The 16214-nt window shown below is 42.6% G+C and carries 13 protein-coding genes; 11 read left to right on the top strand and 2 right to left on the bottom strand.

Annotated features, from left to right (window positions below):
* Window positions 1-136: 136 nt before the first annotated feature.
* Window positions 137-508: a DUF7674 family protein gene (locus MH215_RS05270; RefSeq protein WP_239288859.1), complete on the top strand. Its 372-nt coding sequence runs from the start codon at window positions 137-139 to the stop codon at window positions 506-508.
* 129 nt (window positions 509-637) lie between these two features.
* On the opposite strand, the gene MH215_RS05265 is transcribed toward MH215_RS05270, so the two are convergent.
* On the bottom strand, window positions 638-1912 hold the full coding sequence (locus MH215_RS05265; RefSeq protein ID WP_239288858.1) for a stalk domain-containing protein: 1275 nt from the start codon (window positions 1910-1912) through the stop codon (window positions 638-640).
* A gap of 286 nt (window positions 1913-2198) precedes the next feature.
* Between MH215_RS05265 and MH215_RS05260 the strand changes: the two genes are divergently transcribed.
* From MH215_RS05260 to MH215_RS05225, 8 genes are all read left to right on the top strand, one after another.
* On the top strand, window positions 2199-3359 hold the full coding sequence (locus MH215_RS05260) for a type III polyketide synthase (RefSeq protein WP_239288853.1): 1161 nt from the start codon (window positions 2199-2201) through the stop codon (window positions 3357-3359).
* The gene (locus MH215_RS05255) at window positions 3346-4077 is read left to right on the top strand and encodes an SAM-dependent methyltransferase (RefSeq protein WP_239288851.1); all 732 of its coding nucleotides are present in this window, start codon (window positions 3346-3348) and stop codon (window positions 4075-4077) included. The genes MH215_RS05260 and MH215_RS05255 overlap by 14 nt, the downstream gene beginning before the upstream one ends.
* Window positions 4078-4228: 151 nt before the next feature.
* Window positions 4229-5383 carry an NAD(P)/FAD-dependent oxidoreductase gene (locus tag MH215_RS05250; RefSeq protein ID WP_239288849.1) on the top strand — a complete coding sequence of 385 codons (1155 nt, stop codon included), beginning with the start codon at window positions 4229-4231 and terminating at the stop codon, window positions 5381-5383.
* 175 nt (window positions 5384-5558) lie between these two features.
* The gene (locus MH215_RS05245; RefSeq protein WP_239288847.1) at window positions 5559-8693 is read left to right on the top strand and encodes a GNAT family N-acetyltransferase; all 3135 of its coding nucleotides are present in this window, start codon (window positions 5559-5561) and stop codon (window positions 8691-8693) included.
* Window positions 8690-9550, top strand: coding sequence for an amidohydrolase family protein (locus tag MH215_RS05240; protein ID WP_239288845.1), 861 nt, complete (start codon window positions 8690-8692; stop codon window positions 9548-9550). The genes MH215_RS05245 and MH215_RS05240 overlap by 4 nt, the downstream gene beginning before the upstream one ends.
* A gap of 222 nt (window positions 9551-9772) precedes the next feature.
* A complete protein-coding gene (locus MH215_RS05235) occupies window positions 9773-10447 on the top strand; it encodes a response regulator transcription factor (RefSeq protein ID WP_239288843.1) in 675 nt (224 codons plus the stop codon).
* Window positions 10444-11814, top strand: coding sequence for a sensor histidine kinase (locus tag MH215_RS05230; protein WP_239288841.1), 1371 nt, complete (start codon window positions 10444-10446; stop codon window positions 11812-11814). The genes MH215_RS05235 and MH215_RS05230 overlap by 4 nt, the downstream gene beginning before the upstream one ends.
* A gap of 449 nt (window positions 11815-12263) precedes the next feature.
* Window positions 12264-13298 (top strand): phosphotransferase enzyme family protein, encoded by a 1035-nt coding sequence (locus tag MH215_RS05225; protein WP_239288839.1) that lies wholly within the window; start codon window positions 12264-12266, stop codon window positions 13296-13298.
* 523 nt (window positions 13299-13821) lie between these two features.
* Here the strand turns inward: MH215_RS05225 and MH215_RS05220 are convergent.
* Window positions 13822-14277, bottom strand: coding sequence for a VOC family protein (locus MH215_RS05220; RefSeq protein WP_239288834.1), 456 nt, complete (start codon window positions 14275-14277; stop codon window positions 13822-13824).
* A 122-nt stretch (window positions 14278-14399) separates the two neighbouring features.
* Between MH215_RS05220 and MH215_RS05215 the strand changes: the two genes are divergently transcribed.
* On the top strand, window positions 14400-15341 hold the full coding sequence (locus MH215_RS05215) for a helix-turn-helix transcriptional regulator (RefSeq protein WP_239288832.1): 942 nt from the start codon (window positions 14400-14402) through the stop codon (window positions 15339-15341).
* Between the two features lie 271 nt (window positions 15342-15612).
* Complete coding sequence (locus MH215_RS05210) at window positions 15613-16212, top strand: hypothetical protein (RefSeq protein WP_239288830.1); 600 nt, start codon at window positions 15613-15615, stop codon at window positions 16210-16212.
* Window positions 16213-16214 lie beyond the last annotated feature (2 nt).

Here is a 16214-nt window from a genome sequence, read left to right as displayed (position 1 = left end):
AATTTAATCCTGCAAGAAATGAACAAAGCGACAAAAAATGCCAAACCCCAGGAGATAAATGTCCTTTTACCCTCGTATAAACGCCCAGCAAATGCCAAAGGGTCATCCTACTATTTTAGTAAAGGAATTGGTAACTATGAATGTGAAATCAGAAGAATTCTTTAGAAAAATGATAGATTTCTTACCATCATCAGATGCTGCATATAGAGAATCAATTGCTACATACGGTGAGGTACTTGAAACTATAATTATTGAGGACATCTTCATGCCCAAGATTTTGAAACTGTTAAAAGAGGAAAATAACATTGATCTGATTGAACGTATTTTTGACTATTTTGAAGAAGTATCTACTTGTGGAGATGCTCATTTGATAAATCTTTTATCAATTACGGCATTAGAAGTACTTGGTAACGATAGATCGATTCTAGCAACTGCACAGAAATACATGGGACCTACAACGACACAACTTCAAATTGAAGCTGATAGAGACATCGGTAGGAGCGTCTAAGGTCGATAGATGCTTCTATGATATCCACGAACTCACGAAGGTAATACTACACAAAGAGAGCATCCCTCGTAAAAAAGAGATGCTCACCAATGTTCAATATTACTATTTATCTAATATTACGCAAGGATCTTATTCTTTAACAACAGAAGCACCCACAGCATCTTCCATCTGATCGTTATAGAGACGGAACAAACCTAGACGCCAGAACGCTGCGCCTTTCAGATCATAACGTTTTGCGAGTCCGAGCTTATCATCAACAGAAGATGGGGTTTCACTATTTAAGCTGATACCTAGCAACAGTTTTTCCTTCGAGATACCTGCTTGAAGTGCTAACTCAATCGCTTGCTGCACAAGGCTGTTAGGTTCAGGTACCTGGGCAGTGGTACCCACAGGATTGAACTGATAAGCCATGATGATCAGATCATCGGCTGTGGCAGCGAGTGTTTTGTAATCATAACCCTTATATGCACTATTTAATGGAGGCACCGCTAATGATAGGGAGATGTCTGCTCCGAGGGACGCCTTCAATTCTTTAACATAATTATTCAGCAACTTCTGCTGCTGTACAGGATCTAATTTGAAGCCCAATCCTTCAAAGTCGAGGACAACTCCGCCGAATCCATTCTCCGCAACCGCCGTACTAATCCCTTCAATCGACTTCTTGCGCAAACTACTGTCACTTAATACCTTCGTTAACTCACCGTTACCATCTAGAGCATAAACCATGAGATAAGGTTTAATATCCTGATCTGCCGCATCTGCAACAATGGATTGTGGTGTAATGTCACCGGCCGCAGCAGGGAAGTTGTACTCATCCCCCTGAAGGGTGAATTGTCCTTCACGATCAATTCGACTCCAGCCAAACACAACGGAGTTCATGGATGACACTAGATCTATTTCATGGAAAGCTCTCACGGCATAGAACGCTCTTAAATGCATCTCGCGCTGCGGAGAAACAAGAGATACGGTTCGTGTGGATTGATCCCATTTTACACCAACTCCGAATTGACTGCTGAATGAGCTTAACGGGATGAGTACACGACCTTCTCTTTGGACGGGTGCAGCAGCGAGTTTAACTTTTTTGCCATTAACCGTTGCCGTGGAACTACCTACCTGAAGCAATACCTCGGTTGTCTGTCCTTTTACCTTGCCAACGGCTTTGACCGTCTGTGTCTTACTATTCCACTCGATACCAATACCTAGCGATTCCCCGACTGTCCGGAACGGAACGTAGGTGACGCCTTTTTCTATACGGGGTGCTGCATCAAACTTCAGAGCGATATTATCTAGTTTGACGGTGATTGCTGGTGCAGCAGAGATGTTTGATAGATTCGGAAGAGTGCCAAGTAACGAGAAGGCAAGCACGGTTGCCGCGGTCGTTTTCATTATTTTCTTATAAAGCATGATTGATTATTACCTCCAACTCTCACATTAATCGTAACTACATACATTAACAAAATCTAGAAATCTAGTTTACCGTAGTATAGCAAAAATTGCATAGAGTTCCAATTCCATACGAGCCGATATATGACGTAATTCATATAACTCCAGATGATTATCTATTAAAACGGAATGGAATATGAGGAAAAGGAATAAAGTAGCTGGTATAGGTTCAAGATTACAGCACCTTGGGAATGGGTAATAGGTACTGATAAAAGGATGTATTTCTTCCAATAGAAGGGGGTTCCTCATGAATCATTCCATGAACTTATCCAGTGCAGCTATCCTGGGAATGGGAACGGCATTGCCCGTTCATTCTGTATCACAGACTGATATAGCAGAGCTTATTGCTTCTTCTCTTCATGATCGACCAGATCTTGCTCGTTTTGCGAAACGGGTATTTAAATCTTGCGGGGTAGACACGCGTTACACTGTTGAACCCAGCTACTTGGGCACACTTGAACATTGTCGTTATCTTCCCTCCACCGATGAATCTCATATTCCCACAACCAAAGAACGAATGAATACATATAAACAGGAAGCTCTTCCGTTAGGCATTGAGGCTGCCCAGAAAGCATTGCAGGATGCGAATATGTCTCCAGATGAAATCACACATCTGATCACGGTCAGTTGTACAGGACAGTATTCACCGGGTCTGGACGTTTTGCTGATTCCACAACTAGGATTATCGCCTCGTGTTAATCGGATGCCTCTTATTTTTCATGGATGTGCAGCTGGTTTGAAGGCAATTCAAATGGCTCGGGATATTGTGCAAGGCGCACCCGGATCACAAGTGTTAATCGTCTGTGTGGAATTGTGTACATTACATTTTCAGCCGGTGAAAGAGAGAGAGTCGTTGTTCTCGGCATCGTTATTCGGCGATGGGGCTTCAGCCTGTATCGTAGGTGAACCACAGTCCGAGGAGACGCACTATCTTGATCTGGGAACGGGATATTCTGTTCTTCTGCCAGACTCCACAGAGGATATGACTTGGGAGGTAGGCAACCACGGATATGATCTGTATTTGTCCCCTCGCATCCCTAAACTACTAGGCGTTCATCTGGAGGAAGAACTTAGACAGTTACTTCAGAGCGAAGATTTACCTGAGCTCTGGGCTATTCACCCCGGAGGAAGAGGTATCGTGGACGCTGTGCAGAATGTGATGAATCTGGAAGATGAACAAACGAAGTATAGCCGGGATATTCTTAGAACGGTCGGCAATCTGTCTTCCAACACAATTCTGTTTGTGCTAAAAGCAATGCGTGCAGAGATGGCAGCCGGGCAGAAACCTTCTACCGATGGGGTTGCGATGGCATTTGGACCAGGTCTAACCGCCGAGCTTATGAAGTTCACCTATGTACCTGCGTTCTCTCCAGCCGTTAAGGAGGAAAAGGATCATGCCCTTCTTTAGAACATTGTCCATCAGAGCACGCGAGGATGAACTTATGGATGATTTCTCTATGGGTGGTGACGATTTAAGGGAAGCACTCAAACACTTGAGGCGACTGAACAAAATATTCGCTGCTCCTGGTCCCACCTTATCTGGTGTCGAGAAACTATGGAAAGAGATCGGATGCCCTGATCAGTTGCACATTATGGATGTTGGCGCCGGTTCAGGGGATGTAAATGAGAATTTACTCCGCTGGTCGGATAAAAAAGGCGTTAAAATGAAAATTACACTGATCGACATGACTGAAGAGGCATGTGTGGAGGCAAGACGACTGTTTCAAAATGAACCGAGAGTCAGTGTGCAACGTGCAGATGTCATGGATCTACCTGATGGTTCTGCTGACATCGTAACCGGATCTCAATTCGTGCATCATTTCGACGGCCAACAATTGATTGATATTGTCTCCCAGATGCTGCGTATCTCCAGAAATGGTGTTGTTATTAATGATATACATCGCCATCCGGTGTCCTATACGGCTGTGTGGATTACAACACGCTTAATCTCACGCAATCGCTATATTCGTCACGATGGTCCACTATCCGTTGCTAAAGGCTTCACAGGCAAGGATTGGCAGGATCTGAAGCAGAAGCTCAACCATCATACGATGAGTTACACTTGGAAACCTCTGTTTCGTTATTCTGTTGTTATTCCGAATGATGCGGTTAAGACGTTATCCTAGGAAAAAAATGATAAGGCTAGTTGTTATTAAACTGAACTGAGAAGTGTTCTCTTATCATGTTCTAATCGGAAGCTATATTGACAACATCCTCTAGATGTCTGTCTTTGGATTAGAGGAAGTAGAACTCTAAGTAGGAAGGGCAGGTGTAATCGTGTCCAAACAAGTTGACGTCATCATCATTGGAGCAGGGATTGCAGGCAGTACGTGCGCACTGCAGCTTGCGAAGCAAGGACATGAAGTGATTTTGATGGATAGTCAAGAATTTCCCCGTCACAAAACATGTGGTGAGTTCATGTCTCCTGAGACCAAAGAGATGCTGGAATACCTGGATATCCATTTGCTAGAACAGAAGCTTCAGCCAACAACGATGGATCATGCGCAGATTATTATGCCTGACGGAGGCGAGATCGAAGCTCCTTTACCAGGCAACGCCTACGGAATTAGTCGTTATGAGCTGGATCGCATTTTGCATCAAGCTGCATTGGAAGCAGGAGCGACGATATTAACCAAATCAACCGTGACGAAAATTCATGAGCTGCAAGATGGCTTTTACGAAGTGCAGTTCAAGCAAGCAGGAGAGCTTGTTCAATATCGCGCCAAAGCTGTCATTGGAGCACATGGAACCAAGAAGCCAAGGGGAGTCATTCCTTCTGATGAGGATCTACGAGATGAAACGGTTTATGTAGGAATAAAATCTCATTTTACTGGCATCACGATCCCACCTAGAGTGGAGTTGTACTTCTGCGAAGGTGGATATGTTGGCATCTCTCCGATTGAAAATGGGAAAACCAATGTGGCGGCATTGTTGACACTGGAAACGGTACAGGGAAGCGGGACATCGGTGCCTGATATATTACATGCAGCATCGCTAACCAACAACAGATTAGCAGAGCGGCTCGCTGAAGGAGAGGCTGTTCCCGGTACGCAAGTATCCATAGCACCGCTGAACCTTTCTAACATACCAGAGCCATGGTCACAATATCCGCATATCGGTGATGCAATGATGATGATTCCGCCTCTAAGTGGAGATGGCATGTCCATCGCACTTCGTTCTTCATTGTTGTGTGCGCAGTACACAGACCGTTATCTCCGAGGTGAGCTGGATGATAAAGCGTGGGCAAGTGAGTATATTTTGGCAGCGAATCAGGAATTCACTCAACTGCTTAAACGGACTAGAACCATTCAAAAACTGGCCTTTGCTAAAGTTAACGTGTACTATCCTAAACTTGTGCAGATGATGCCTAGCTTGGCATCCTATATCGTGCAAGCCACACGTTTACCGCATATGAATACGACGAACAGATAATAGTCATTAACATGAGGGTGGCTTAAGCCAGCCTCTTTTTTCATACAAGACAACTCTTCAAGACATTATGCGAATCTTGCAAATTGAACACGAAAACCATAAATGATAGAATACAACAGAAGATATAGAAAATAATTCTAATTTTTCAGACATGTGGATCATGGAGGGGATACTGATGAGCAAAATGCAAGATTTGACGATATCCATCGTAGAATATGAGCCACGATATGCCCGTTCTATCGCGGATATGTGGAATGCTAGTTCAGAGAGTTGGGGTGGAGATAACTCCCTTCAAACGGAACAAGCTATCCTTCAAGAACATCACCATAGCACGCATCTTCATGTGTTTTTGGCACTTGTTGGTGAGGAGGTCGTTGGGTATTGCAGCTTCTCTCATTATAAAGAGGATCAAGGTGCGTTGTATATTCCACTATTAAATGTTAGACCGGATTATCATGGATACAAAATTGGTAAAAGACTTGTGTTACGTGCCATTGAACAGACGTTGAAGCTCGGATACCCAAGGCTTGATCTGTATACATGGCCGGGCAATATCAAAGCAGTCCCTACGTATAAGAAGAGTGGGTTTTTCTGGGAGAAAAGAGACGATACCACACATCTGATGAACCTCATCCCTTCGGTATTACAAACAGATGCGGTGAGATCATACTTCGAGCAACTCGATTGGTATGCGGATAGTGTACGCGAAATTCTCGTTGAGCCAGATGGACGACAAGAGCGTGGTTTTGATTATTTTACATATGAATGGCGTAAGGCAGATATTAACCTGAAAATGGAGTACGAGCGCACAGGCCGTGGTTTAAGACTTATTGAAACGGATGATTATCTCATCCAAGCTACGATTCCACATGAACACAAACTTCCGTTTGGTGCGACATACCACATTCTGTATGAGGCTGTAAATAAGAGCGGCAAGCCCCTCACTATTGAAGTGAAGGGCATAAGCAACACAGATATTCATTTTAATCTACAAGAAGTACGTTCTATAGATGTAGAAGAACGAATTGAGGGTAGCTTTCTGATTTATCCGATTCAAGAAGAACAGGATGCTTTTCAGACACACCCTGTGGTTGAAGCTCAAGTGCTCATCAATGGACGAGCAGCTACCTTCAAGCTAGGGATTGAACCGAAATTTCCTGTAAAGGTTAAGGCATATGCTCCGGAACAATCATTGTATATCGGTGATACAATCGAACTGGACTTCACGATAGAAAACGAGTACGACGAGGATACTGTATTTGCATTTCAATTACCAAGTGATGATGTCCTATCATTTAGCCAACCCGATGTTCAAATTCAGGTTCCAGCGAAGAGTCGGCGAACCGTGTCCGTTGCTGCTGAATTGTTAAGCTATGGCATCTGGCATCATCACTTCGACGTATACCAAGTATTAGGTGAGGAACGTTCCTTAATCCTTTCACAGGAGTCCAGTCTTGTTTTCCCTGGAATTCAATCAGCCTTTGGAGGGGAAACAGAGCAGAATTGGGTCATTGCAAATGGGAGATATTCGGTTCATCTTAACAAAATAAACAATAATATATCGATCTATGAGGGGAAAGAAAGCACATTCCATTTGAATTTCCCTCAATTGGGTCTTCCTTATGTAACTGAGTTCAAGAAGACGCGTGCAACACGTGTAACATACCGCCAAGAGCAGGGGATGGTACTTGAAGCTGAGTATGATCTTGCATCCAGTGCGGTAACACTTGTTCAGGTCATCCAATTATATAGCAATGGAACGATAAGTCGTCATCATATCGTAGAGAACAAGTCCAAGACCGCTCGTGACGAACCTTTATTTCTGAAAGAAGGATTTCATTTTGGATTTGGGATTAGTGTTATTCCCTATGAGGATCAATACGTCGATGTAAGACAAGGACCAGACGCCTCAAACGCGGATTACTGGCAACTGGACAACGTGACCGAAAATTGGATTTTCACCGATGTTGGAGAATCTACGCGGGGCATTACTTGGCCAAAAGACTTGAAGCTTATTGTGGATGGCAGATCCTTCGGAGTTGAACATGAACTTCATGATCTCCCAGCCGGAGGACGCATAGAGACGAAACCCCTTCATATTGCGCTAGGTACATGGAAAAATTGGCGTGATTTCCGCGCTTTTGCACAGAGTCATGAAGCTACGGAAGAGTTAGCGTCTATCCCTCAACTTCAGACAAAGGTGAATCAAGGGAATCCCTTTTTACATGGCAAGCTCGAGGTCGAGATTACGGAGCAAAAAAATGCATTTCTCGAAGGTGAGATTACACTCTCCACTGAAAAAGGCAGTGCGTTAATACAGAAGCAGCGTGTATCTATAGATCAAGCGTTGAATCGCATCGTAACACCTATGAGTTGGCAGTATGGGCAAGAAGCGGATCTGATGTCACTGCACTTGAATATGGAAACGTATGAGATAGCTCGTTCTCGGTTAATCTTTCCCGGTTCGAAACAACGGATCAATCATCAGTTGCATCAGACAGAGCATGGTGACGTTCTTACGGTAAGCAATGGAATCCTCCAATTTCAAGCGAGTAATACCTTTGCACCAGCTTTATTTTCCCTGAAATATCATGGAGTGGAATGGCTTGATACGTCTTATCCTGAACCTGGGCCAAAATCATGGTGGAATCCTTGGCTCGGTGGCATCTCTAGCGAAATACAAGGGTTATCGGCTACAAGCCTCCTTGGAGAAGCACGTGAGGCAAGTTTCATCGAGCTTGAGGACAACCTAGGCAATGTCTGGTCAGGCATTAGAATGAGTATCACGATTCAAGAGAATGCCAAATTAAGAGGATTAGTGATTCATTACTATTATGTAACACTGCCAGGGGTACCAGTGCTTGCAACGACCACTCGTATAGAGCAGAATACGGGTGTGCCGCAGCAACCGTTCATTCATGCGACACAGTCCTTCTACCGGGCAAGCAATGAACTTACCGATATGAGAATATATGTGAAAAATGATGCTGGTGAACCTATTACCTACAAGGCTGGAAGGGTGCAATACGGGATAGATGTTACAAGCGGAATAATTCAATATGGCTCTCCAGAACGAAAAGAACGTCTTACCTTTGTGGCACACCCTGAAATGGACGGAGTTTACTTGCGGGTTAATAACCATATTGCTTCGTCAGTTGTTGTGGAAGAACTTGAGCTACGTGATGGCGAGCAGCACTTTAGTAAACCACAGTTCTATATCATTTCAGATCAAAGGGCTCCTGAGGAAGCATATCAGGACTTACGACATGTTCGTTTTGATCCTATGAGAGGAGAAAGGATAATACCATGAAGATAATAGATGCACATGTTCATTATTCTAATATTGCAGCTTTCAAAGAGACTGCTGAGACTTTAGCGGCTATTGATTATAGTGAAAAAGGGCTGCTGCATGAATTCAATAAGACTGGTGTTATTGCTGGGGTTGGCATGGGCGTTACCGAGACTATTCCAGACGCCTTTCCCGATGCGAATGCGCTCAACCCAATGATGCTTGATCTCAGTGAAGAGCTTCCTGACAATCTCTATACTTGTATAGGTATTAATCCGTTAACTCTGCATTTGGAGGGTCAGCTTGAAGCAATAGAACAATCGCTGCGCTCAGAGCATGTGGTCGGTATCAAGCTATATGCAGGCTATTATCACTTTAATGTTGGAGATGAGATATATGATCCGATATACAAGCTGGCTTCAATGTACCACATGCCGATTGTCATTCACGGAGGGCTGACGTATTCAGATCGAGGTCTCTTGAAGTATTCACACCCGCTCTCCATGGAAGAGACATTTCTGAAGCATCGTGATCTGACGTTTATGTTATGTCATTTGGGTGATCCCTGGGTAATGGACACAGCGGCATTACTGGAGAAAAACCCTAATCTCTACACCGATCTATCCGGGTGGATTGTGGGGGATGCAACGAAGGTTGAACGCCTGTTAACGGAGCAGACCTATACAGATCATTTCCGGCGCGCCATTGTATTCGCCGAGAAATATGACCGGCTAGTGTTTGGTACTGATTGGCCGCTGGTTCAAATAGAGCCGTATATACAATTTGTTAAGCATCTGATTCCTGAAGCTCATTGGGAGGATGTATTCTACAACAATGCTCTGCGTGTATTTCCGAAACTAGCGCATTTAATTGGATAACTGTAGCAATTAGTATGTACTAGGTGAACAGATAGGCATGATGAGAAACACTCAGAAGATAGGAAGCCGCCAAATGGCGGCTTTTTACTGTACATATGTGAATTCGAATGGGGTAGAAGAGTGTGTTTGTAAATGTCGAGGTTTGTCGAGGGCAATAATGTTAGGTATAGTATAATCATATTTAATTGAATTATAAGATGTTACATAAGGGGATAGAGAACGATGCCTACAATATTGGTTGCGGATGATGATGCGAATATCCGCGAACTTGTCTGTTTATTTTTACGGAATGATGGTTTCACAACACTTGAAGCAGAAGATGGTCAGGAAGCCCTCAAGGTGTACGGCTCAGCACAAGTAGATCTTGTCGTGCTTGATATTATGATGCCGATCATGGATGGCTGGACACTGTGCAAGGAGCTTCGAAGAGCCAATCCAGATCTTCCGTTATTAATGCTAACCGCCAGAGGAGAGACATGGGAGAAGGTGAAGGGATTTGAACTTGGTACAGATGATTATCTGACCAAACCATTTGACCCCCTGGAGCTCACTGTACGTGTGAGAGCATTACTGAAACGTTATAAGATTGGCTCAACACAGATGATTCAGTTTGGCAATGTCGTATTAGACCGGCAGACGTATAAAGTGACACGAGGTACAGAATCACTAACATTGCCACTCAAGGAATTCGAATTGTTATATAAGCTCGCGGGAACACCCGGGCAAGTCTACACACGAGAGCAGTTAATTGATCAGATCTGGGGTATTGATTATGTCGGAGATGATCGAACGATAGATGTACATATTAAACGCTTGCGTGAACGATTCGCGACGACAACTGATTTTCGTATTGAAACGGTGCGTGGGCTAGGATACCGCCTTGAGGTCAACGAATGATTCGTTCTTTATATATACGTGTAGTTCTTACCTTTCTCATCTCAGTCATTGCAGGCACAGTTATCTCTTTTTTTGTATCAATATGGATCTTCCAGGAGCAACTCAATGAGAATGCAAATATTAATTTGCGTAACTTTGGTCAAGATGTCGTGCAGATCTATGAGAGGCTTCCGTCATCAGAAGCTGACTTATTCGTTAGTCAAATGAAGCAGCTTGAATCCTATTATATACGGATATATGAAGCCACAGGCGAGTTTACGTCATATGGACATTCTGACCGACATAAATCGGCTAAGATAACGTCGGAGCAACTACAGACTGTGTTAAATGGAGGCGCTGTGCAAGATACACGAAATGGAATTGCTACGGCTCTCATCGGATTGCCAGTGAAAACGGATATGGGAACCAAGGCATTGTTCTTTGAAACACTTGCACCGCCTTCGGCTGCTTTTGTCATTTCGTGGGGATTAATTTTCGCAATGACATCTTTAATCACGGGCAGTTTGTTGATCCTGATTGCTTCGGTGTTTATAGTCAGACCGATTAATAAGCTGACAAAAGCAACAAAACGGATTGCAGCAGGAGATTTCAATCTCAAGTTGAACATTAAGCAAAGTGGTGAACTCGGTACACTGGCGCGTAGTTTTGAAGAAATGACGCATGACCTCCAGCAGTTAGAACAGATGCGGAGGGAGTTTGTTGCCAACGTCTCACATGAGGTTCAATCCCCGCTCACTTCAATTTCTGGCTACGCACAAGCACTTAAGAATGTAAGCCTCGAAGAGCACGAACGCACGCGGTACCTGAATATTATTATTTCGGAAGCGAAGCGCATGTCCAAAATGAGTGATAGTTTGCTTAAGCTGAGTATGCTTGAATCACAATCACAGCATTTGCGACTTCGTACGTTTAGTCTTGATGAGCAGATTCGCAGGGTAATTGTGGCGCTTCAACCTCAGTGGTCAGCTCGTAATATTCATTTTGAACTCGAATTAGAGCCTGTCCAAGTCATGGCTGATCATGATCAATTAGATCAAGTATGGACTAATATCATTGGTAATGGCATCAAATTCTCTAGTGATGGCGGTGCAATCCATGTTCATATGCAACAAGATAGCGATCAAGTGACTGTGAGGATATCCGATGCGGGAATTGGCATTTCTCTTGAAGACCAAAAACGTATATTCGAACGCTTCTTCAAAGCAGATCGCTCCCATAGTCGTAAATATGAAGGTAGTGGTATGGGACTCGCGATCACCAAACAGATTGTATCGCTTCATCAAGGTGACATTCGAGTTGAAAGTGTACCTGATCAAGGAACGAGTTTCATTGTTACACTACCAGTGGCAACCACTGTGGATCATTAGATTTATTTTCATATACAAATGAATTGCATATCGTTCAGCCAATAGAGGACAGATTGGTACATGTTATGGCTCCTATACAAGCTTGCTTGTGTGGGAGTTGTAGCATTTTTTTAGTTTGTAGAGGTTGTTCAAAAAGTCCGCTTTTGATTACGATAGATGCCTAGAGGCATCATCAACTTCGAATATGGAATTCAGCCGAACTAAGTATGATGCTTACGAAGCTTGTTTCTGTAGGAAACATGTAGTTGCTGACGTAGTTTTGCCTACGCTCCGCTACTCCATTTCGATCTTCACCCCATCTTCTCGGTACTGAAAACCGTCCTTTTTGAACACGCACTTGTAGGTAAAGAACAGCTTGGAATGAACTGTTATATAGTTTTGTGATCGTATGATCCGTATAATCCAATACATAAATCAGGTTATCTAATCAATTTTGTAGGAGGAATACAGTGAAGGATTTTTTCAGTTATGACATAGGAGAACCGAGGAACTCCGTTCTCGTTCGAGCAAGAAATGTCGCTTTAACTGCAATACAGCGGTATGGGCTGGTGTGGGAACAGATTCAATTTATCCAATGGTCTGATGCGATCACGTATAAGATTGTGACTTCAGCGGAAGAGAAGTTTCTGCTTCGTATACATCCTAATCGTTGGAGTAGAGAAGAAATAGTTTCGGAACTTGAGTTGCTTCAAGCACTCAATCAACTACAGGATTTACATGTCCCTGAAGGGGTCAAAATCTCTGATGCTTCATGTATTGAACAGATTCAAACCGAGGAAGGTTATCAGCATCCTTATGTTACATTAATGCGGTGGGTTGAAGGTGAGCATCTAAATCAGCACATTACGGAGAACGTGGCTTATCAGATGGGTGTAATGACGGGGAAACTTCATCATGCACTCGCTCAATTTAAGCCATCAGCTGAATTTACCCGCCCGAGCTGGGGTGCAGATCGGTTTCAGGAGGAATTCTTCACGTTAGAGCCATACTATCCTCGTTTTCTTACAAGTGAGGCGTGGAGGAGATACCAAGATGCGGCGGAGCAGGTCGTCTCTACCCTCGTTAGAATGCCTCGAAGTAGAGCGAATTATGGTATGATTCACGGTGACTTACATATCGGGAATATGATCATTCACAATGATCAACCTCAGCCGATTGATTTTGGCAGATGTGGATATGGGCATTATCTTTATGATGTTGCGAGCACATTACTAGGACTTCATGTACCCCAGCGAATTTCATTTATTGAAGGTTATGAGCACGTGAGACCGTTGAAAAAGGGCGATTTACAAGATGTGGAGTGTTTCTTCATCATGAATCTAATCTCGAATTACTGCCATCATGCGCCCAATGAATCTGAAATCGTGAACTTAATTGGTGAGCAACCCTACGCTCAAGCTTATATTAGAGAGTACTTAAGTGGTGCCTCGTTTTTGTTTGAAGGGGTTGAACCGGTGAGTATAGAGGAATGTAAATCTAGTTAAGTTGCATGTCTATAGGACGAAAAAAAATCGCCGCATGGGCGATTTTTCTCTTATTAGCTATGAATCACAGCTGTTAGCATTTTAGTTAATAACTATTACTATTTTTGAAGTCTAATTGAGGTTCGTCTAATCTAGAGATTTCTTCTACGATCGATTAGATCTAATAAACTCATTACTGCGAAGATAGCCACTATCGTCAAAATATAAACTAAAAATTCAATCCAGTTTACGTTGTCAAGTGTACCTCGGAACAAGTGATACAACACTTTGGTTGTAGTAACCGCAATGATGCATAGTCCGAGAGTAGTTAATTTTTTCTTCATCAACGATACCCAATAGCCCATTCGGATCTCTTCAAGCCGAACGAGTACTACCTTTCTTTGTTATCTTGTATCTTTTATTCAATGGATCAACTTAGCCAACTCTACGAGTCTACCAGTATAACACAAGATATGGAAGATAGAGGGGATAATGAATGAATTTCTGATTTAATTAATTCTATTTTGTTTCCTAGGTCACTTGTTTAAAAGGATTTCAATCGTTGATCATACATCAGTTGAATCTGAATTCCGAAGGGATCTTCCACAACGCCATATGCCTGGCTAAATACATTACTGGATAACGGGGCAATGATTTGCACCCGCTGATCGGATACAAGGCTATGATAGAATTGCTCGATTTCTTCTAAATCAGCACTTTGAATACATAATGAAGTGTTATTTCCTACGTGATATGTCTCATTGATATTCATGGGATCTTCCGCAATCATGATTTTGGTACTACCTATCATTAAGACGGAATGAGAAATATAATTTCTGTTGTCATCCGTAAGTTGTATCGTGTGATCGCGTTCGGCCATGTCTTGATACGTTACCCGGAATCGTTCTTCTGCGCCAAAATGTGTTTTGTAGAAGTGAATGGCCTCCTGTGCATTCCCGTTCATGGATAGAAAAATAGCTACCTCTAATGTTGCACTCATCGTATGCATCTCCTTATATATCAGTAAACTCAGGTAGATATGATCAGATCGATTTGAAATATCTCCTTGACCTCACTATGCTAGATAAAGGTGTCAAAACATGAAACCTTTATAGGGAGATAATGATGAAAAAATCAGAACGACTTAATGACATGCTTAGATTCTTAAATGATCGTGAGTTTTTTAATTTGTATGATCTGATGGAGAAATATGATATTTCCAAGAGTACAGCCCTTCGTGATATTGAATCGTTAGAGCAGTTAGGTGTGCCAATCTATGCAGAGCATGGCAGGTATGGACGATACGGAATACTGCAGCACCAGTTGTTAGCGCCAATCCTATTCACAATGGATGAAATATATGCACTTTACTTTGCCATGCTCACGCTTAAGTCATATCAATCCACACCCTTTCACCTAAGTGTGAAGCAGCTGAACGAGAAGTTCGAAGCCTGTCTATCTCAGAAGCAACTACAGCAGATCCACTTGATGAAAAAAGTCCTGCAATTCGAAGTGAGCAAGCATCACCATGTAAGTCAATATTTAGATCGAATTCTGAAGAGTATTCTTCACAAGAGCACTTGTATGATTCAATATGTGAAAGGTCAGCAGGTAACGGGCTATCATGTTCAATTTTTCAAAATATCAGCAAAATTTGGGCAATGGTATGCTAGTGGCATCGACATAAAGACTCAGCAAACGAAGGTTTTTCGCTGTGATCGAATTACTTCACTCCAAGAAGAGAATAGTGAGACACCATACTCCATTGATGATTTACTTCTCCGTTCATTAGACGCATATCAGTCTGCGAATAGCATCGAGTATGAGGTCGAGATCACAGAACAGGCTAAAGATATGTTTTATAAAGAAAATTATCCATCCATGAGCATAGAGCATGGGGCGAAGACGATAGTTAGAGGATACTATAACCCTGGGGAAGAGAGCTTTATTACGAATTATTTCATGAGGTTTGGCAGTTCCATCATTGCTGTGAAACCCAACTCGCTCAAAAAGATCATGGTACAACAGATGGAGAATCTTATGAGTCATTACCGAAGTCTTTAATAAGTAAGCGGATAGATGACATGTTTCTAGATAACATTGTTCTCATTTCTTGTAACTTTGGCAATGGAACTTCCGTCATATAGACTGAGGTGAGAGAATGAGGTCGTTTAAATATGGGGCTAAATTAGTTTTTGTATTTCTTATATCCATAATGTTAACAAGCTGTAGCTTCAAGAACGATGGGGAAAGGTCGTCATTAGGCGCTTCAGACAGTTCAGGCACTTCATCAACGCCGTGTGTAGCAGGGAACATAAACTTGGTGGATTTTCTAATGATTAATGATATTACTTACATTTTAACTGATCGAGAGTCAGATGTAATTCCAATTACACCAGAGCTTATTGGGGACAGTATCGGTGAAGTTAAATTCACGCTGAGTGAACAGGCTTGTTCAGATCATGTTGTACAAAATGGAGATGCTGCATTACTTCCATCCGGCACATCTGTGTATGAATTAAAGGGATATCAACCGCAATTTCGCATAGTAGCAAATGGTAGAATCTATCAGGTTAATAACAATCCTAACGCTGAAACGATGGGCGATCTGATGGACATCGCTTCGAAGGTAGAGAAAATCAGCTTGGAGAGTGGGAATGATGGAAGTATAATCGGTGATTTCACTGTGGAAGCAACATCGGAATTTGTAAACGAGTTATTACCTTTACCGTATGTCGGCTTCGATGAAGTATATAAAAAAGCTAAACATGACAATGTAATCTTCCTACGTGTGTACCTTCAAGATGGTACATCTATGCGTATGGTGTATTATCCAAAAGCGAACGCCTTTTCAGCAGGAGCCTTTGGTACCCAGCGATTAAATGAACTAATTGTCACGCAAAGACAGCAGATTAAATCTGCTGCAGGAATGTAATG

Origin of the sequence: Paenibacillus sp. ACRSA (assembly GCF_022346845.1) — a bacterium.
GTDB lineage: Bacteria > Bacillota > Bacilli > Paenibacillales > Paenibacillaceae > Paenibacillus.
Note: the sequence above shows the minus strand (reverse complement) of the source record. Positions and strands in the feature narration are given on the sequence as shown.